At 33.4% G+C, this 19,671-nt stretch carries 20 protein-coding genes; 5 read left to right on the top strand and 15 right to left on the bottom strand.

Going from position 1 to position 19,671, the window contains the following annotated elements:
* Positions 1 to 108 precede the first annotated feature (108 nt).
* Complete coding sequence (locus B2Y85_RS04755; RefSeq protein WP_372519328.1) at positions 109 to 705, top strand: 3'-5' exonuclease; 597 nt, start codon at positions 109 to 111, stop codon at positions 703 to 705.
* Here the strand turns inward: B2Y85_RS04755 and cimA are convergent, their stop codons facing one another.
* The 5 genes from cimA to thiE form a co-directional block, all read right to left on the bottom strand.
* Positions 706 to 2,262: a citramalate synthase gene (cimA, locus tag B2Y85_RS04760; protein WP_372519329.1), complete on the bottom strand. Its 1,557-nt coding sequence runs from the start codon at positions 2,260 to 2,262 to the stop codon at positions 706 to 708.
* A gap of 110 nt (positions 2,263 to 2,372) precedes the next feature.
* Positions 2,373 to 3,602 (bottom strand): aspartate kinase, encoded by a 1,230-nt coding sequence (locus tag B2Y85_RS04765; RefSeq protein ID WP_372519330.1) that lies wholly within the window; start codon positions 3,600 to 3,602, stop codon positions 2,373 to 2,375.
* Positions 3,603 to 3,682: 80 nt separating this feature from the next.
* Entirely contained in the window at positions 3,683 to 4,612 is a 930-nt protein-coding gene (gene thrB, locus B2Y85_RS04770) for a homoserine kinase (RefSeq protein WP_372519331.1), read from the bottom strand.
* Positions 4,609 to 5,883 carry a phosphomethylpyrimidine synthase ThiC gene (gene thiC, locus B2Y85_RS04775; protein WP_372519332.1) on the bottom strand — a complete coding sequence of 425 codons (1,275 nt, stop codon included), beginning with the start codon at positions 5,881 to 5,883 and terminating at the stop codon, positions 4,609 to 4,611. The genes thrB and thiC overlap by 4 nt, the downstream gene beginning before the upstream one ends.
* Before the next feature lie 133 nt (positions 5,884 to 6,016).
* Positions 6,017 to 6,655 carry a thiamine phosphate synthase gene (thiE, locus tag B2Y85_RS04780; protein WP_372519333.1) on the bottom strand — a complete coding sequence of 213 codons (639 nt, stop codon included), beginning with the start codon at positions 6,653 to 6,655 and terminating at the stop codon, positions 6,017 to 6,019.
* A 289-nt stretch (positions 6,656 to 6,944) separates the two neighbouring features.
* Between thiE and B2Y85_RS04785 the strand changes: the two genes are divergently transcribed.
* Genes B2Y85_RS04785 through B2Y85_RS04800 form a run of 4 tightly spaced genes read left to right on the top strand, consistent with a single transcriptional unit; the run spans position 6,945 to position 10,188 of the window.
* Positions 6,945 to 8,195, top strand: a complete 1,251-nt coding sequence (locus B2Y85_RS04785) for a 3-deoxy-D-manno-octulosonic acid transferase (protein ID WP_372519334.1) — start codon at positions 6,945 to 6,947, stop codon at positions 8,193 to 8,195.
* Positions 8,195 to 9,265, top strand: a complete 1,071-nt coding sequence (gene waaF, locus B2Y85_RS04790) for a lipopolysaccharide heptosyltransferase II (RefSeq protein ID WP_372519335.1) — start codon at positions 8,195 to 8,197, stop codon at positions 9,263 to 9,265. The genes B2Y85_RS04785 and waaF overlap by 1 nt, the downstream gene beginning before the upstream one ends.
* 13 nt (positions 9,266 to 9,278) lie before the next feature.
* Entirely contained in the window at positions 9,279 to 9,521 is a 243-nt protein-coding gene (locus tag B2Y85_RS04795) for a DUF1653 domain-containing protein (protein WP_372519336.1), read from the top strand.
* A 7-nt stretch (positions 9,522 to 9,528) separates the two neighbouring features.
* A complete protein-coding gene (locus B2Y85_RS04800; RefSeq protein ID WP_372519337.1) occupies positions 9,529 to 10,188 on the top strand; it encodes a hypothetical protein in 660 nt (219 codons plus the stop codon).
* Between the two features lie 9 nt (positions 10,189 to 10,197).
* On the opposite strand, the gene B2Y85_RS04805 is transcribed toward B2Y85_RS04800, so the two are convergent.
* The 10 genes from B2Y85_RS04805 to aroF form a co-directional block, all read right to left on the bottom strand.
* The gene (locus tag B2Y85_RS04805) at positions 10,198 to 10,368 is read right to left on the bottom strand and encodes a hypothetical protein (protein WP_372519338.1); all 171 of its coding nucleotides are present in this window, start codon (positions 10,366 to 10,368) and stop codon (positions 10,198 to 10,200) included.
* A gap of 687 nt (positions 10,369 to 11,055) precedes the next feature.
* Positions 11,056 to 11,586 carry an epoxyqueuosine reductase QueH gene (locus tag B2Y85_RS04810; RefSeq protein ID WP_372519339.1) on the bottom strand — a complete coding sequence of 177 codons (531 nt, stop codon included), beginning with the start codon at positions 11,584 to 11,586 and terminating at the stop codon, positions 11,056 to 11,058.
* Between the two features lies 1 nt (position 11,587).
* Positions 11,588 to 12,622 carry a Holliday junction branch migration DNA helicase RuvB gene (ruvB, locus tag B2Y85_RS04815; protein ID WP_372519340.1) on the bottom strand — a complete coding sequence of 345 codons (1,035 nt, stop codon included), beginning with the start codon at positions 12,620 to 12,622 and terminating at the stop codon, positions 11,588 to 11,590.
* 158 nt (positions 12,623 to 12,780) lie between these two features.
* On the bottom strand, positions 12,781 to 13,386 hold the full coding sequence (gene ruvA / locus B2Y85_RS04820; RefSeq protein ID WP_372519341.1) for a Holliday junction branch migration protein RuvA: 606 nt from the start codon (positions 13,384 to 13,386) through the stop codon (positions 12,781 to 12,783).
* A 2-nt stretch (positions 13,387 to 13,388) separates the two neighbouring features.
* On the bottom strand, positions 13,389 to 15,056 hold the full coding sequence (locus B2Y85_RS04825; RefSeq protein ID WP_372519342.1) for a 30S ribosomal protein S1: 1,668 nt from the start codon (positions 15,054 to 15,056) through the stop codon (positions 13,389 to 13,391).
* A 38-nt stretch (positions 15,057 to 15,094) separates the two neighbouring features.
* Complete coding sequence (locus B2Y85_RS04830; protein ID WP_372519343.1) at positions 15,095 to 15,934, bottom strand: 4-hydroxy-3-methylbut-2-enyl diphosphate reductase; 840 nt, start codon at positions 15,932 to 15,934, stop codon at positions 15,095 to 15,097.
* An 8-nt stretch (positions 15,935 to 15,942) separates the two neighbouring features.
* Positions 15,943 to 16,533: a lysophospholipid acyltransferase family protein gene (locus B2Y85_RS04835; RefSeq protein WP_372519344.1), complete on the bottom strand. Its 591-nt coding sequence runs from the start codon at positions 16,531 to 16,533 to the stop codon at positions 15,943 to 15,945.
* A complete protein-coding gene (aroA, locus tag B2Y85_RS04840) occupies positions 16,524 to 17,801 on the bottom strand; it encodes a 3-phosphoshikimate 1-carboxyvinyltransferase (protein ID WP_372519345.1) in 1,278 nt (425 codons plus the stop codon). The genes B2Y85_RS04835 and aroA overlap by 10 nt, the downstream gene beginning before the upstream one ends.
* Positions 17,798 to 18,640 (bottom strand): prephenate dehydrogenase, encoded by an 843-nt coding sequence (locus B2Y85_RS04845; protein ID WP_372519346.1) that lies wholly within the window; start codon positions 18,638 to 18,640, stop codon positions 17,798 to 17,800. The genes aroA and B2Y85_RS04845 overlap by 4 nt, the downstream gene beginning before the upstream one ends.
* Positions 18,640 to 19,656, bottom strand: a complete 1,017-nt coding sequence (gene aroF / locus B2Y85_RS04850) for a 3-deoxy-7-phosphoheptulonate synthase (RefSeq protein ID WP_372519347.1) — start codon at positions 19,654 to 19,656, stop codon at positions 18,640 to 18,642. The genes B2Y85_RS04845 and aroF overlap by 1 nt, the downstream gene beginning before the upstream one ends.
* Between the last annotated feature and the right edge of the window lie 15 nt (positions 19,657 to 19,671).

The following is a 19,671-nucleotide window of genomic DNA, read 5'->3' on the forward strand; positions in this document are numbered from 1 at the left end:
TTTATATGATAACATTTTAGATATCAAAAGAATAGTTTTATTGAATATTAAATTTAAATAATTTTTATAAAAATGTATAATAATGTAAATAATACAAAAGGATTTTTAATGATACCTTCACCGATTTTAACAAACAAGCCGGATAACCTTGTGTTTTTGGATATTGAAACAACCGGTTTATCCATGGAACATGGTGCAAGAACTTGCGAAATAGCAATGTTAAAAGTTTCAGGTGATACGGAAACCGAATTTTGCACACTTGTAAACCCGGGATGTCCTATTCCCGAATTTTCTTCAAATATTCACGGTATTACAACCGAAATGGTAAAAGATGCTCCGAAATTTTGTGACATAGCAAAAGATATCTCAAATTTTATAGAAGGGTTCGTTTTGGTTTGTCACAATGCTTACTTCGATTTAAATTTCGTATCGAAAGAAATAATGGAAAGCGGTATAAATTCACCTGAAATGTATTTTTTGGATACTTTAATTATTTCAAGACAATATTTTTCTTTTGAATCCAACAAACTCGGTGATATAGCAAGAATTTTAGATATAGAAGTGAACCAAGCTCACAGAGCCATGGCTGATGTTTTAACAATGAAATCCATATCAAAATATTTGTTTGCTAATCTTTACAGAAAAGGTATCGATACTTTAGAGCCGTCCTATTTTGAACAAGCACTAAACATAAAGAAAAAATAATTATTTTTTTAGGAGTTTGTATTCCACGGAATCGGAAAGTGCCTGCCAACAGGCATCGATGATATTTTCACTTACGCCTATCGTTCCCCAACTTTGTTTCTTATCTCTTGTTTCTATCAACACTCTGACTTTTGCTGCGGTATTTGCATCCGAGTTTATTACTCTTACCTTAAAGTCGGTAAGTAAAACGTTTTTTATTTCCGGATAAAATTTTATCAATGCTTTTCTTAAACATTTATCCAAAGCATTAACGGGACCTTCCCCTTCTGCAACCGTATGTTCTTCTTTACCGTTAACATCCAACTTAACCGTGGCTTCCGAAACTATCGAACCGTCGGCATTTTTTTCCACACTTACTCTGTAACTTTTCAATGTAAAAAAATCTTTACATTTATTTTCCACTTTTTTTGTAAGTATATAAAAAGATCCGTCGGCATTTTCGTATTGATAACCTTCGTTTTCTTTTTCTTTAACTGTATTTATTATTCCGCGCAAATTTTTATCTTTTTCCAAATCCATTGCCAATTCATCGGCTTTTGAAACAATGTTACTTTTACCCGACAAGTCACTGACCAAAACACTTCTTCTGTTTCCTACATGTTTAGGGTTAATTTGTTCATATGTTCTGGAATCTTTTTTTATTGCCGAAACATGAACACCGGCTTTATGGGCAAAAGCATTTCTGCCGACATAAGGCAAACAATCGTTGGGAATTAAATTTGCTATTTCATCAACATATCTTGAAAGTTCCGTAATATTTTTTAAGTTTCTTACGGGAACACAACGATATTTTCCTTTTAATTGTAATGAAGGAATTATCGAACATAAGTTTGCATTACCGCACCTTTCACCTATACCGTTTATTGTTCCCTGCACCATTTCGCAACCCGACAAAACCGCCATTATTGAATTTGCAACGGCACATTCGCAATCGTTGTGAGCATGTATTCCAAACTTTACGTTCGGAAACTTTTGTATTGTTTCTTTAACTATTTTTTCGATATATGAAGGAAGCACTCCGCCGTTTGTTTCACATAAACAAATATAATCCGCTCCGGCATCTATTGCCGCTTTTACGGTTTGCAGTGCATAATTTTTGTTGTGGATATAACCGTCAAAATAATGTTCGGCATCGTATATAACTTCAAACTTTTTCGATTTCAAATATGATACGGTATCGCTTATCATGTTAAGGTTTTCTTTCAGAGAAGTTTTCAGTGCATACTTAACATGCAAATCCCAGGATTTTCCGAAAATACATACAACTTTTACTCCGGACTCTGTAATCTTTTTTATATTTTCATCTTCTTTTATATCGGAATTTTTTTTCCTTGTCGAACCGAAAGCAACCAACTTGGAATGTTTAAATTTATTTTTTGCAAGTTGAAAAAATTCTTCATCTTTAGGATTTGAGCCGGGCCATCCGCCTTCAATATAAGATACACCGAAATCATCAAGAGCAGAGGCTATTTTCAATTTATCTTCAACCGAAAATGATATCCCTGCTCCCTGACTGCCGTCTCTTAAAGTTGTATCAAATATTTTTATCTGTTTCATCAACAAATCCTGCGGATTTTTTAGCTTAAAGCTTACAGCTTATGGTTTTCTAACCTTTCACCTGTTCACCCTTTTCAACTTTTCAACAACAAGAAATAATTTTTATAAAATTATTTCTTGTTTAATTTAAATCCTTTATGTAATTCGTTTACCGCTTTATTCAAATCTACCGAATCTATAACACAAGAAACTTTTATTTCACTTGTTGAAATCATTTCGATATTTATTTTGTTCTTGGCTAAAATGTCAAACATTTTGGATGCAACACCTGCATGAGTTTTCATACCTACACCGACTACGGAAACTTTTGCAACATGCTCATCGCAAGTTACCGTTTGGGCACCCAACTCTTTTGCAAGTTCATCAACTTTTTGTTGAGTTTTTTTCATATCGGATTTACTTACCGTAAAAGATATATCGTTTTTCTTATCCAAAGCTGCGGACTGAATAATCATATCTACATTGATACCCAACTTTGCAATAGAACTGAATATTTTTGCTGCCATTCCCGGAACATCCGGTAAATCTATTAAAGAAAATTTTACTTGATTTTTATCAAATGTTACTGCTGATACCATAAGGTCTTCCATTTTTTTTCTCCCTATTTTTTCTTCACTTACTATATAAGTTCCTTCTTTATCGGAAAAAGTCGATCTTGCATGAATTTCTATTCCGTAATTTTTTGCAACTTCTATACTTCTTGTTTGCATAACCTGTGCGCCCGAACCTGCCATTTCAAGCATTTCTTCATAGGATATTAAATCTATCTTCTTTGCATCTTTTACAACTCTCGGATCTGTTGTAAAAATACCTTCGACATCACTGTAAATTTCGCAAAGGTTTGCTTTCATTTGTGCTGCAAGTGCAACAGCGGTTAAATCGGATCCGCCTCTGCCCAAAGTTGTAATATCACCGGCTTTGTTCATGCCCTGGAATCCCGCAACAACAACAATGTTTCCTTTATCCAATAACTCAAAAATCTTTTTAGGATTTATTTTCTTTACTCTTGCTCTTGTGTAATCGTCATCGGTGGAAATACCCGCCTGAAAACCTGTTAAAGAAACCGCTTTGTGTCCCATAGCTTGAATTGCCATCGCAAGCAGTGAAATTGACATCTGTTCACCTGTTGCAAGCAACATATCCATTTCTCTGGGATTAGGATCTGCCGTAATTTCTTCACATCTTGTAATTAAATCATCGGTAGTATCTCCGGGAGCCGAAACAACAACAACAATTTTGTTACCGCCTTTTTTTCTTGCAATAACTTTGTTTGCAACATGTTTCATTTTGTCGCTGTCTGCTACAGAAGAACCGCCAAACTTCATCACGATTAATGCCATCTTTTTTACTCCAATTTATAGTTTAAATTAAAAATTGTTTCACACTATCCCTCTATACTTCTATACCTCAACAAATTGCTTTAGCAATTTGTTGCTGCTCCGTTTTTATCAAAACTTAAAATAAAAGTTTTTGTAGGAACCGTTTCTTTTTTCCATATTTTTGCCATAGCTTTTGCAATTTTTTCCGCTTTACTGTTATCACAAAAAGCTATCATCGAAGGTCCCGCTCCGGACAAACATGCACCGTAAGCACCTTCTTTAACGGCAGCATCTATTAATCCCTGCATAACGGGAATCAATTTTGCTCTGTAAGGTTGATGAATTTTGTCTTGCATTGCTTCCTGCAAAAGTTTAAAATCGTTTGTACAAAAAGCTTTTGTAAGTAACGCAACTCTTGATATATTAAAAACTACATCTTTTCTGTCATATTTTGAAGGCAAAATATTTCTTGATCTTTCCGTTGCAAGTTCAAAACCGGGTGTACAAACAACGGCTTTTATTTTAGGTATAGGCAACTTTATAACATCTATCACATCGTTACCTTGATTTATAGAAACACATACTCCGCCGTAAAATGCCGGTATTATATTATCGGGATGACCTTCAAGTTTTACACCGAGCTGTGCCATTTCACCCAACGTCATTTTGTTTCCGCATATTTGGTTTGCGGCTATTATTCCGGCTGCTCTTGCTGCCGATGATGAACCAAGTCCCGAACTTAAAGGAATATTGTTTGTAAGTTTTATGTTAAAACTTTTTAAACTGTACTTATCGTTTTGATCAAGCAACATAAAAACAGCATCCATTGCTTTCCACAAAATATTTCTTTCATCTTTAGGCAAAATTTTTCTGCCTTCGCCTGCTACAACAAACTTTGCTTTCTTAGGATCTTCGGCAATTGATACTTCAAGTTCGTTATATAACGATAAACTTGCTCCCAACACATCAAATCCCGGACCTAAATTTGCAGTGGTTGCCGGTACTCTTACTTTTACTGTTTTCATTTTCATAAATCTTCATCCCTCATTGAACAAAATTCCCCGCACATTGAACAAGTGTCTTTCAAATTGGGAACGATTTTTGCTCTTTCTTTATCAAACTTTATCGGGTCTAAACAAAATTCTCTTTGTTTTTCCCAGTTTCTTTCTTTTCTGTATTTTGACATCTGATAATCCTGCTCTCTTGCACCTTTAACATTTTTTACTATATCTGCACTGTGAGCCGCAATTCTTGAAGCGATAACACCTTCTCTGACATCGTCAACATCAGGCAATCTTAAATGTTCGGCCGGTGTAACATAGCAAATAAAATCCACTCCGTAACTTGCTGCCATTGCACCGCCGATTGCAGAGGTAATATGGTCATATCCCGGAGCAATATCGGTAACCAAAGGTCCCAAGAAATATAAAGGACTGTTATGTGTTAACCTTTTTGCAAGTAAAACATTCGATTGTATTTGATTTATGGGAATGTGTCCCGGACCTTCAATCATAACCTGCACACCTTCTTTTCTTGCTCTTAATGCAAGTTCTCCGAGTATTGAAAGTTCGGCAAGTTGAGGTCCGTCTGTTGCATCGGGATTTCCTCCCGGTCTGAACCCGTCACCCAAACTTAAAGTAACATCATACTTTTTTGCTATTTTTAAAAGTCTGTCATATTGTTCATAATAAGGATTTTCTTTTTTGTTTGCTCTTATCCATTTAACCAAAAATGATCCGCCTCTGCTGACTACTCCCATAACTCTCGGTTGTCTGTCCAACATTGCAACCGTTTCTTGGTTAACTCCGCAATGTATCGTCATAAAATCAACACCCTGCTCGGCTTGTTCTTCTATAACATCAAACATTAGTTCCGGATCCATTTGTGAAATTTTTTTCTTCCCGCCTCTAACGGTTTGGCTTGCAACCTGATATATAGGAACTGTTCCAACTTGTACCGGGCACTGTTCCAATATTTCTTTTCTCATTTCCACCAAATTTCCGCCGGTAGACAAATCCATTATGGCATCTGCTCCGTACTCAACGGCAACTCTCATTTTTTCGAGTTCTTCTTCGATGCTTATGTGGTCCGGTGATGTTCCCAAATTTGCATTTATTTTTGTTTTAAGTCCCGCACCTATTGCTCTGGGCAACTTTTGTATTCTTTTAATATTTTTTGGAATAACTATAGTACCTTCACTTAATCCTTTCAAAATAAAATCTGTTGATACTTGTTCATATTTTGAAACCTCTTCAACTTCTTTTGTCACAATATTTTTTTGTGCTTGTTCCATTAAAGTCATAACTATACCCTTTCAAAAAATTTATTTTAAAATTACTAATTACTAATTACAACTATAACTTGTCTTTTTCACCCTTTCACCAACAAATTGTTTACAATTTGTGTTCACCAATTCACCTGCCGTTTCAATATCTCTATACTTCTGTACTTCTATACCTCACAATTATTTCTTTTATTTCTTGTGCTTCTTTTTTTATATCTTGTGCACCGCATACCGCTCTTACAACGGCAACTCCGTCCGCACCCGCTTTAATAACATCCGCAACATTTGTTTTATCTATACCGCCGATAGCAATTACGGGTTTTGTAATATTTGCGGTTTTTAACTTTTTTAAAACTTCCAAACCTCTGATATTTGCTTCCGGTTTTGTTGTTGTAGGAAAAATCGCTCCGCAACCTATATAATCTACCGGAAGTTTTTCCGCTTCAACAACTTTATCGTATCCCGAAGCGGAAATTCCTACAATTTTATTTTCGCCCAAAACTTTTCTCGCATACGAAACAGGTAAATCGCTTTGTCCTAAATGAACTCCGTCACTGTTTGAAATATCCGCAATGTCCACCCTGTTATTTACGGTAAAATATACATTGTATTTTGCGCAAATTTGTTGCAATTTTAAAGAAAGATCATACAAGTCCTTATCTGACATTTTTTTATCTCTAAGTTGAATCATATCCGCGCCGCCTTGACATGCAAATTCAACCTGTTTTTCATAAGAAATGTCATCTCTGGGACAGGTGATACATAATAACTTTATTTCTCTTTTTAACATATTAAATTTTCAATCTAAAATAACTTTTAAATTATACCAACTCACATACCAAAAATCAAGAACAAAAATTGCTCCGCAATTTTAGAAGATTGGAGGATTGGAATATTAGAGGAATAGAAGGAAAATTGATTTTTTACTTTGTAAAAACTCTATTTACAAACAAAAATCACATAGTGATTTTTACATCTTAGCTTCCAATCTTCTATTCTTCCAATCTTCTATTCTTCCAAGTTGCCTTTAATGGCTGTTTTATATATAATAGTAAAAATTATTATCCGGTTTTTTGGTAATGCTTAACATATTACTTGTTTTTTATAATTGTTTACTTTTAATATTTTTGGTTCCTATACTTTTGGCGATTGTTTTGGCAGGTAAAAAAAATCGTCAGGAATTCTTTTATTGTATTAAAGAAAGACTTTCACAATGGAACATTCCTCAACTCGACAAAACAAAAAAAACCGTTTGGATACATTGTGCTTCTTTAGGTGAAGCAAAAGCAGTTGAACCGATGATACCTCACTTACAAGGAAACAATATCATAGTTTCCACAATAACAAAATCTGCAAGAGAATATGTTGCTAAAATTAAAGGAATTTCTTATTTTGCTCTTGCACCTGTAGATGTTTATCCGTTTATTTCTTCAATACTAAAAAAGATTAAACCGGATGTTCTTATACTTATAGAAACGGAATTTTGGCCGAGTATGATAACTTGTGCGAATAAATTAGGAACAAAAATAATAACGGTCAACGGTAGAATTTCCAAAGGTGCATATCCTTATTACAGATTAACAAAGTTTTTTTGGAAACCTTTTTTAACACTTATAGATTACATTTCCGTTAGAAACGAACATGATTATAAAAGGTTTGTTTCTTTAACGGACAACAAAGATAAAGTAGGTATTACCGGAAACATAAAATACGACAGAGATTTTACAAGTGAAACAATAACAAAAGGAGATTTGTTCCTTGCAGATAACGATTTAATTTTAACCGCAGGCAGCACAAGAGAAGGCGAAGAAGCAATACTGCTGAAAATATTCGTACAACTGAAAAATATTTTTACAAACTTAAAATTAATTATTGCACCGAGACACATCGCAAGAGTAAACAAGATTTCTTCTTTAATAAAGAAGAACAATTTATCTTTTGAACTGTTTTCAAAGTTAACCGATAAGAAAAAAGATGTAATTATTATAGATGTGTTCGGGAAATTGCAAACTATTTATTCAATATCCGATATAGTTTTTATAGGCGGTTCCATGGTAAACAAAGGCGGACAAAACCCTATAGAAGCGGCAGCTTATTCCAAACCGATAATTTTCGGAAAATATATGTACAATTTTGAAAATGAATCCGCATCGTTAAAAGATAACGGAGCTTTTGAAATAAACACTAAAGAAGAATTTTACGAAACTGCGATAAAACTTTTAAACGATAAAGAACTTAGACAAGAAACCGGCAAAAAAGCTTTGGAAGTAGTGAAAAGTCAAAAAGGTGCTATAGAAAAAAACATTAAAATAATTAAAGAGTATTTATAATGGCAAACGAAATTATAGAACTTTTAAAAAACGGTTCAAAACCTAAAATATTGATAGTTCAACCGAGCAGAATGGGCGATATAATATTTGCTTTACCTGCTGTTACACAAATAAAAAAAACTTACCCTAACGTACATATCAGTTGGATAGCCGATGAAAGATGTGCGGACATAATAAAAGATAATCCGTTAATTGATAACTTAATAGTGTTCGACAGGAGACATATAACTCTTTCATATTTAAAAAAGATGTACAAACTTTTAAGAGCGGAAAAGTTTGATTTAAGTATCGATTTTCACGGCCTTTTTAAATCCGCATTTATAGTTAAAATGGCAGGTGCAAAATATAAACTTGCTTCATCATCCACAAACGGAATGAGAGAACTTTCATGGTTGTTTTCAAAAGAAATTAAACCTGAAAGTGTTAACACTCATTGTATTGAAAGACATTTGGCAGTTGCAAAATATCTCGGTTGCCCGGTTGATACGGACAACTTGGAATACAGTTTGCATGTAGATGAAAAATATATTAACGAAGTAAAAGAAATATTAAAAAAAGAAAATGTTAATTTAGATAAAAAGATTGTTTTGGTTCATCCCGGCGGCGGTTGGATATCAAGAAGATGGCAAAGCGACAAGTTTGCACAAACAATAGATTTGATAAATGAAAATTACGATGTTACTGTTATGCTTATCGGCGGTAAAGAAGGCGGTGCAAGTGAAAAAGGGCTTGATGAAGAAATAATATCTTTATCTAAAACTAAAAAGATAGTAAACCTTACAGGCAAACTGACATTAAAGCAGTTGATGGCAATATTTAAACTTGCAAGTTTGTTTTTGGCAAACGAAGCAGGTCCTATGCATATAGCAACAGCACTCAAAGTTCCCGCAGTTGCAATTTTAGGTCCGACAGATGCTAAAAGAACGGGACCTTTCAAAGGAAACACTACGGTTATTCAAAAGAAGGTGCCTTGTCAACCGTGCAGGAACAGGACTTGTACTAAGGTTGATTGTATGAAACTTGTTTCCGTTGAGGATGTTTTTTGCGAAATCAGCAAAAAACTTAGCTAACAAGGATAAAATTATGGAACTGAAAAAAGGGATATATAAACATTTTAAAGGTGATTATTATTTAGTGGAAGATATTGCAACTCACAGTGAAACGGGTGAAAAGTATGTAGTATACAGAGCTTTGTACGGAGATACAAGTTTATATATAAGACCTTACGATATGTTCACTTCGGAAGTTGACCACAAGAAGTATCCGGATGTTAAACAGAAATACAGATTCGAATTTCAAACCATAGAAAGTAAAAAATATATATAATAAGAATATGGAAAAGATAACTTTATCCGATATACTTTTAAATCGTCTTAATTTTAGAATTCTTACTTTTAAATGTTTGATGCTTGTTCTTTTTGTATTTGGTGTTATATTTTTCTTATTAAATATTATCCCAATAAAAGTAAACTTTGAAACCCATAATAATATTGTAATAGCGCATGTAAGTAAAAGAGAACTTTTTCCACCATTAAAAAAAATTAATAAAGATTTATATGATGTAAAACAAGCCATTTTAGCATTTGAAGCTACCGGTAGTAGTTCCCCAAATTCTGTGTTAGCACTTGAATATGACAATGGACACCAATATACTATTATTCCTATCGATTCAGATCCTGATAAAAAATTGTTATCACGAATGAATACTGTTATAAAAAGGAAATTAAATTATACTTTTAAAATAAGAAACACAACTAACTTGTTTATCGGAGCATTTGTTACAATAATATCAGGATTATTTGTAATTATTTTTATGAATAGCTATATTTGGATTCTAAAAGAAGGGAAAAATGTAAAAATACCGGTGCGAAGAAAACAACAACCTAAATCAGATGAACAAAATATGAATTTTCCGAAACAAAATAATAACCAACCTAATGAATTTGATGAATATGAAAAGTATAATAATATAAATGATTCAATAATAAAGTAAACCTATAAATTAAATATCCAATAAAATTGTTTTATCTTTTTCTTTTATATGCTTATATAGTATTTCTGCAATTTCTTCGTTTGCTTTTACCATAGGATGTCCGTCATGTTCTAATTTATAAGTTCTTTTGTCATTAAAATATTCCGGTAAAAAGATTAAATCCAAATCTGTTTCTTTCAATTTTTAACATAATCTTTTGTACTTTTCTTGATGGTCATTCCATATTATTACCAACTTTGAATTATATTTTTCTTCAACTATTCTGTTTATCTGTTTCAAACTGTTTATCAAATAATCTTTATAATATTTTTCAAACCATTCGTTTATAATCGGGACAAAGATTTTTCTAAATATATAACTTCTCGCAAAAATATATTTTATTTTTCCTATAGTTGTCGGTATACATTTTTTATTATTTTTATATAAAAATCCGTCTATACGATAATATTTATCTTCGTAATTAAAATTCCTGATAACATGATCAAAAATTAAAGTATATACAAAATATTCTATTTTATTGTTTTATATTTTATGAACATTGATATTAATAAAAACATCATAAAACACGCAAAAAAAATTAATACAAATTCATAACTCAATATTATCTGTTTCATTAAAGCAACTCTTTTTTATATTCCTTATTCTTGACTCTCAAAGGATTTTAAGATTTTAAATTATACCAAAATATTTGCCGACTGCAGTTGTTGTCGTTGGTTGCTCTTGAAGACTTTCAAAATTTTGAATTAGAACAAAGCATTTAGCGACTGCAGTGTACTGAAATGTAAGCGGTAGCGGATGGTACATAAAGGAGCTAAATGCAAAGTTATAATTCAAAAGATAAAGTTGCTCAGCACTAAATAAAATTAATCATCTTATACTAAGCTTACATCCACAATATCTTTGGCTATATAACCCAAGTTTTTTTATTTTATGAACACCGTCATAATGAATCTTTCGTGGATCCACATAAACGAAATTTAGCCCGTTTTTTTCTGCCAGTTCTTCGCACATTTGTTTTATAACATCATGTTTCTGGTACGGGCTGGAAAGTAATGTTGTTGAAAAGTTTTTTATACCGGTTTGTTTTGCTGTTTCCACCGTTTTTTCTAATCTTTTTAAATAACAATAATAACATCTGCCTTTATCACATTTAACAGCATCGTTAAGCCAAAGGTCTTCGTATTTCGTTTCATTATCCAACCAATCGGCTTTTATTTCCATTTTTTGAATATTTAACAAATCCATATACTTGTTCCAAGTATCGTATCTTGCCAAATGTTCTTTTAACGGATAAATGTTCGGATTAAACCATAAACTTACTATTTCGTATTCCTGCAATAATGTTATTGTTGATGCACTGCACGGTGCACAACATGTATGTAACAAAATCTTTTCCATATTAAAACAACTCTTTTTGATTATTAAATTTTTTAGGTATAGGAATATTTAAATGTTTGTATGCCAAATCGGTAACCACTCTGCCTCTGGGTGTTCTTGCAAGAAAACCCAACTGTATAAGGTAAGGTTCATAAACATCGGATATTGTATCTGCATCTTCGCTAACGGAAACTGCCATAGTATCAAGACCTACAGGACCGCCGGAAAACTTTTCTATCATGGTGGTAAGTAAAAGTCTATCCATTTTATCAAGACCGATATCGTCTATTCCTAAAGCATCAAGGCCTTCTTTTGCTATTTGTTTATTTATTATACCACCGGTTTTTATTTCGGCAAAATCTCTAACTCTTTTTAATAATCTGTTAACGATTCTCGGTGTACCTCTTGATCTTCTTGCAATTTCAAGTGCACCTTCTTCATCTGTTTTAACGTTAATTATAGAACTTGACCTTTTAACTATTTGTACAAGTTCGTCACTATCATAATAGTTCAAATGTTCTATTATACCGAACCTGTCTCTTAAAGGGCTGGAAAGCATTCCTGCTCTTGTAGTTGCACCTATCAACGTAAATTTCGGGACAGGGAGCTTTATCGTTTTTGCAGAAGGTCCTTGCCCGATAATAATATCAAGTTCAAAATCTTCCATTGCCGGATAAAGGGCTTCTTCCACCAAATGGTTCATCCTGTGAATTTCATCTATAAAGAAAACGTCACCTTCCGAAAGGTTAGTTAAAATTGCCGCCAAATCCCCCACTCTTTCAAGAACCGGACCTGACGTTGTTCTTAAATTTCCGCCCATTTCTTTTGCAATAATATGTGCAAGCGTTGTTTTTCCGAGTCCCGGAGGAGCATAAAACAAACAATGATCCAAAGGTTCGTTTCTTTTTTTAGATGCTTCAATAAAAACCTTTAAATTATTTTTAAGTTTTTGTTGACCGATAAACTCGTCAAGATATTTAGGTCTTAACGAATTTTCAAGTCTTTCTTCCGAAGATAAATTTTCCGGATCTATTATTCTGTTTTCTTCGTTATTCATATTGTCCTTAAAAAAATCACTTTGTGATTTTTTGATGTATGGAAACAACTTAACTGCGAGATCCCGGATCAAGTCCGGGATGACAACCTGTTTTGTTTTTGCAGTTGTCGTTTCTATACTTCTATACCTCTATACTTCTATACCTCAAAAAAATTGTTTTACAATTTTTTTAATGCTTCCGTAATTATTTGTTCTACTGAAAAATCTTTATTTTCGTTTGCTACTTTATTTACAACTTCTCTTGCATCGGTTTCTTTATAACCTAATGCCACAAGTGCGGCTACCGCTTCCGAAGAAGAAGAACCCGCATCGATATTGCTCCACTTTGCGGAATCTTTTACGGTAACATTTGCTATTTTATCTTTTAATGCGGCTACCAACTTTTCCGCAGTTTTCTTGGTAAACCCGAAAATTCCGCTAAGCATAGAAACATCTCTTTTCATTACCGCAGCTTGAAAATCCGCAAACGATTTTGAAATCTTATCGAGATATTCCATAGCTTTTTTAGCACCTGTTGAAGGAACTTCATCTTTTATTAAAACGAACATATCTCTTTCTTCTCTGGTTAAAAAGCCGTAATAAGAAATTACTCCGCCATACATTCCTGTAGATTCTATAATGTACAGTTTTACCTGATTACCGTCGGTAGGCAACTTATTAAATGTATCCGCAGTTATGGAAATACTATAACCGATACCTGCAACTTCCACAACTGCGGTATTTAAAGTTTTATAAGATAATGTTCCTTTAAAATAATCTATCAAAATTATTCCTCTTCCTGTAATATGTCGCCGAGTGTCGGTTTTTCATCGTTTGAAGAGAATTGTTTTATCAACTCTTTTTCCTGAGCTTTTTCAAATTTCTTAATTGAAGCTTCCAACTTTCTTTCTCTTAAATCGGCCTTAATGATTTTTGCTTCTATTTCTTCCCCTTCTTTAGGAAGCTCGCCGATTTTATTTTCAAAAGATAATTCGGTTCTCTTGATTAATACTTCGATTTTCGGTTCAACTTCAATAAATACGCCAAATTCCGCAACTCTTACAACTTTACCTTTAACGGTTGTTCCGAGTTTATATTTTTTATAAGGATCTTCAGTTAAATGTTTTAAAGATAATGCAATTTTTTCGTTTTGTGTATTAACAGATAAAACAACAACTTCAACTTCCTGACCTTTTTTCAAGAAATCTTCAGGGAACTTTGTTGTTTTAAACCAAGAAAAATCACTTATATGTATAAGACCTTCAACACCTTCCGGCAATTTTACAAATGCACCGAACGGTGTAATATTTTTTACTATACCTTTAACTTTTGTTCCCGGAACATAATGTCTTGCGGTTTCTTCCCATGGGTTAGGTTTCATTTGTTTTACGGACAAAGAAATCTTCTTTGTTTCTTTATCGCAACTTACAATTTTAACTTCTATTTCCTGCCCTTCTTTAACTTCGCTCTTGAACAAATGTTCTGCATCGTTCCAAGCATATTCCGCTACGGGTAAAAGGCCTTCAACACCTTTTTCAAGTTCAACAAATGCTCCGTAAGGCATTATTGAAGTAACTTTACCTTTCATTATAAGACCTGCAATATATTTTTCCCCTGCACTGTCCCAAGGGTTAACTGCAAGTTGTTTCATACTTAAAGAAATCTTTTCGTTTTCTTTATCTATTTTAGATATTTGAACTCTTACTATTTGGCCTACATGCAAAATATCTTCAACTTTTTTAACTTTGTACCAAGCAAGTTCGCCGATATGCAAAAATCCGTCTACTCCGCCCAAATCTACAAATGCTGCCGAAGGAATAATTTTTTTTACTGTTCCGTCCAATATTTGACCTTCGGTTAATGTTGCAAACATTTGTTCTCTTTTTGCTCTTTTTTCATCTTCCAAAAGTTTTCTTCTTGATAACGTTATTTTCTTATCGTATCTGTCAAATTCGGTAATTGCAAACTCAAAAATTTTACCGATATACTTTTCCGGATTGTTAACAAAAGATGTATCTACTTGCGAAATGTGCAAGAAAGCATTTACTCCGACATCAACAATAAATCCGCCCTTAATTGATTTCTTTATTGTTCCTTTTATTGTTTGTTTGTTTTTGAATATTTCTTCTACTTTATCCCAAGCTTGTTTTTCCAAAACTTCTCTGTAAGAAAGTTGTATTCTTCCTACGGCATTTTTTACAAATACTTTTACTGTTGCACCTACTGCCAACTCTTTGGGAATTTCGTTGTTTTCAAATTCGGATTTAGGTATTATACCTTCCGATTTCATACCTAAATCCACCATAAAACCGTCATCGGTTTCGGCAACGATTACAACATCCAATATCTGACCTCTGCTGAGCCCCATTTTTGTTTCAGGGCCTAACAAATCTGCCATACTGATACTTTCATCTTCTTCAAACTTCGTTAAATTATCTAAATTATTGTTTTCCATTTTACTTCTTCTCCTTTTCGTGATCTAATCTTAACCTTCTAACAATTTGTGATTTCTTTTATCCTCCTTTTAATATTTTCAATAATCCAGTCGGGCGTTGAAGCACCTGCCGTTATTCCTACAGCTTCTACTTTGTCGAACCAAGCGGGTTCGATTTCATCGACATCTTCTATATGATATGTTTTTGTTATGTTAGAACAAATCTGGTACAAGCGGGTAGTATTACCTGAATTTTTACCGCCTATAACAATCATTACATCAACTTCTTTTGCCAATTTCGCGGCTGCACTTTGTCTGTCAAAAGTTGCTCTGCAAATAGTGTTAAAGACCTTCACTTGAGATATTTTGGATATCTCATTAACAATTTCTTCAAACTTTTTAGGACTTTGTGTAGTTTGGCTTACTATATAAATTATATCAGTTTTTTTAACATTTTTAACATCGTTTTTATCTTCAACAACCAAACATTTGCCTTTACCGTAAGAAACAAGAGCCACAACTTCCGGATGTTTTTTTTCACCTACAATAACGATTTGTTCGCTGTCTTTACTTAACTCTTTTATTATGTCTTGTGCTTTTTTTACGAAAGGGCAGGCAGCATCCACTATTTTTATATTTTCTTTTTTAGATAAATTTTCGTAAATATCTAAAGGAATTCCGTGTGTTCTTAATACCAAAACACCTTTTTCTATTTTCGAATAATCTTCAATAACTTTAATATTTTCTTTTTCTAATCTTGCAACTTCCTGCGGATTATGTATTAAAGGCCCGAAGGTGTAAACATCACTGTTTTTTGAAGCAATATCTTGTGCCAAATCTATTGCTCTTTTTACACCGAAACAAAATCCCGCACTTTTAGCTATTGTTATTTTTACCATTTTTTTCCCTACAATGCTCTTATTTCGTCCAACACCTGTTGAGCTATTTTTAAATAATCTTCTTTTGTATGTTCTTTCGGCGGATATACCGGTTTACCATACTTTATTTCTATTCTTTTGAACTTTTTCATATTGTTGGTATTAACTATTTTTACCGGAACTATAGGCACCTGACAATTACAAGCCACCATACCCACACCCGGTCTTGCTTTACCTAACTCGCCCGTTTTTGATCTTGTACCTTCCGGAAACATTAACAATGCTTTTTTGTTTTCCAAAAGAGTAAATGCATTTCTGAATGCACTCATATCCTGCATACCTCTTTTTACGGGGAAAGCATTTGTTCTTTTTATTACAGAACCTAATATCGGAGTATCGAAAAGTTCTTGTTTTGCCATAAAATAAAGGTCTTGTTTCATAAAACATCCGGCCAACGGCGGATCAAAAAAACTCATATGGTTTGGAGCTATTATAAAGCCCGTGTTTTCGGGTATATTTTCCTGCCCGGAAGATTTGCATCTGTATATAAGAATGAACATCAACTTAAACACAACTTTGCCTAAATAATATAAAAAACTGCTTCTTTTTCTTATTTGCATATCTTTTTTAACACCTCGTAAAAATTTGCAAAGGAAATTTTTACACAATCGCTGTTTAAAATTTCCGTTTCACCTTCCGCTGTAAGACCTGCTATAGATAACATCATTGCTATTCTGTGATCATCAAAACTGTCTACCGTTGCACCTTTAAGTTTTGTCGGTCCGTTTATTATAAAACCGTCATCTGTTTCCTTAATATCTGCACCCATTTTATTTAATTGAGATGCAACAGAATGTATTCTGTCACTTTCTTTCACTTTTAATTCTTTTGCACCCGATATAACGGTTTGTCCTTCGGCTTGAGTAGCCGCAAGAACTATTATAGGAATTTCATCTATTAATGAAGGCACTATTTCTTTACCGAAACTTGTAGAATTAAGTTTTGAAGTTTTTATTTCTATATCGGCAACATCTTCACCCGATACAGTTCTGACATTATCCAAAACAATGGCGGCACCCATACTTTTTAAGACTGTTAAAATTCCGTCTCTTGTTTTGTTTATATTTACATTTAAAATTTTTATATTTGAGTTTGGAACAATTAAACCGGCAACAATAAAAAATGCTGCAGAAGATATATCGCAGGGAACCGTTACTTCCTGTGCATACAACCCGTTACATTTTTTTACACTTACGGATAGCCCGTCAACCGAAATATCCGCACCGAAAGTTTTGAACATTCTTTCGCTGTGATCTCTTGATTTTATCGGTTCCGTAACCGTTGTTGTTCCGTCCGCATACAACCCTGCAAACAATATGCAAGATTTTACCTGTGCACTTGCCACGGGACTTGTATAACTTATTGCTTTTAAATTTTCTTTCGGTGAAATTGTCATAGGTAAAAAGTTATTTTCTTTTGCCGTAATATTTGCACCCATTAAAGACAAAGGTTCAATAATTCTTTTCATCGGCCTTTTAGATAAACTTGCATCACCGGTAATCGTTGATGAAAATTTTTGGCCTGCCAAAACTCCCGACAACAACCTTGTTGTTGTACCTGAATTTCCCGCATAAATTTCTTTAACGGGATTTTTTAAACCGTTAATACCGGCACCTGTTATTGTAAGTGAATTTTCGGCTTGTTCTATATTCACACCCATCTGTTTGAATGCATTCATTGTCATTAAACAATCATCGGATTTTAAATAATTATTTATATAAGATTTGCCTGTCGCAAGCGAAGACAACATTATTGCTCTGTGGGTAATGGATTTATCTGCCGGAACGGTAATTGTTCCGTTAAGTTTTGATACTTTATTTATTTTCATTGTCTTATACTTTTTTCCAATATTTCTTTGAGTTTTTCTTCATTCCCGAAAGTACCGACAAACTCTTTTATTTGTTTACACAATTCTTCGGATAAAATTTTTAAGTTATCTTTGTTATTTAAAAATATCGGGATCCACATATTAGGAGAAGATTTTGCTACTCTGGTTAAACTTTTAAATGATCCCGCAACCAAATTTTCTATATTTTTATTTTTACCTCTTTTTTCTCTGAACATCTTATAAAAACTGAATGCTATTATATGAGGAATGTGACTTGTAAAAGCGACGGTTTCATCGTGTTCCTGTGCGGACATAAAAAATGTTTTACAACCTATATCTTTCCATAATTTAGCTATTATTTTTGTATTTTTATCTTTTGGATTTGCGGTTATTACAACGGTGGCATTGTTATAAATATCCAAACTTGCATACTCTATACCGTTTTGTTCTATACCGCACATCGGATGACACCCTATAAATGCAGGGTAATCTTTGTTCTTTTGTTGAAGTTGTTTTATTTTTGTATCGACATTATATTTTATACTGCCTATGTCGCAAACAATAGTTTTTTTGTTAGCGAATGTTGCTATTTTTTTATAAATATCAACAGTAGTATCCACGGGGCTGCAAATAAAAATTATATCGGCACATTTTGCTGCAGCAATATCTGTAGAGTAACAATCAACGGCATTTTTATCTTTGGCAAGTTTTAAGTTTTTTATGTTTCTTCCTATACCTATAACATCGTATTGCCTTGAGCCGTTTTTAAATAAATGTCTCAAGGCAATACCTAAAGATCCGCCCATTAAACCTACGCCTATTACTGCAACGGTTTTCATTAAATTTCTCTATCCAATGCTTTTGCCAAAACTTTAAGTTCCGACAATAATTTTTTATATTGATCCGGCAACAAACTTTGTGCTCCGTCCGACAATGCTTCTTCCGGTCTGGGATGAATTTCCAATGCTATTGCATCCGCTCCTGCCGCTAAAGAAGCTTTTGCCATCGTAGGAACATGTTCCCTTATTCCTATACCATGTGATGGATCAAGAACAACAGGTAAATGTGTGAGTTTTTTTACAACAGGTACAGCATTTAAATCCAAAGTAAATCTTGTTGCGGTTTCAAATGTTCTTATACCTCTTTCACACAACATAACATTATTGTTTCCTTCAGACAAAATGTATTCTGCGGAAAGCAACCATTCTTTTATTGTTGTTGCCATACCTCTTTTTAATAAAACAGGTTTCTTTTGTCTGCCGCAAGCTTTCAACAAATCGTAATTTTGAACATTTCTTGCACCGATTTGAACTATATCGCAATACTTGCTTACCAAAGGAACTTGTTCCACTGCCATAGCTTCACTTATTGTAGGAATTTTATATTTTACTCCCACATCGTGCAAAAATTTTAAACCTTTTTCACCTAAACCTTGGAAAGTGTATGGCGAAGATCTCGGTTTGTATGCTCCGCCTCTGAGTATTGTTCCGCCGCCGTCTTTAACTATTTTAGCTATTTCTTCCAATACCGATTTACTTTCTATTGCGCAAGGGCCGGCTATAACAGGCACTTTGTTACCGCCTATTTCTATACCGTAAGGAAGTTTTATTATTGTATTTTCTTGCTTGAAATCTCTCGATGCTAATTTGTATGGTTTTTCTATTTCGCTTATATGATCAACTTCGTCCATTGATTCGAAAAGTTCGCTATATTTTTCGGCGAATTCACCAACCATACCGATAATGGTTACATCTTTACCTTTTGATATGTGAGGTATGTAACCTAATTTTTTAATTTTTTCTACAACCTTTTTTTCTTCCTGCTTTGTCGCTCTTTTTTTAAGAGTTATAATCATTTCTTTTCTCCTTAC

The sequence above is a fragment of the Candidatus Ruminimicrobiellum ovillum genome (genome assembly GCF_002392975.1).
GTDB classification, from domain to species: domain Bacteria; phylum Elusimicrobiota; class Endomicrobiia; order Endomicrobiales; family Endomicrobiaceae; genus Ruminimicrobiellum; species Ruminimicrobiellum ovillum.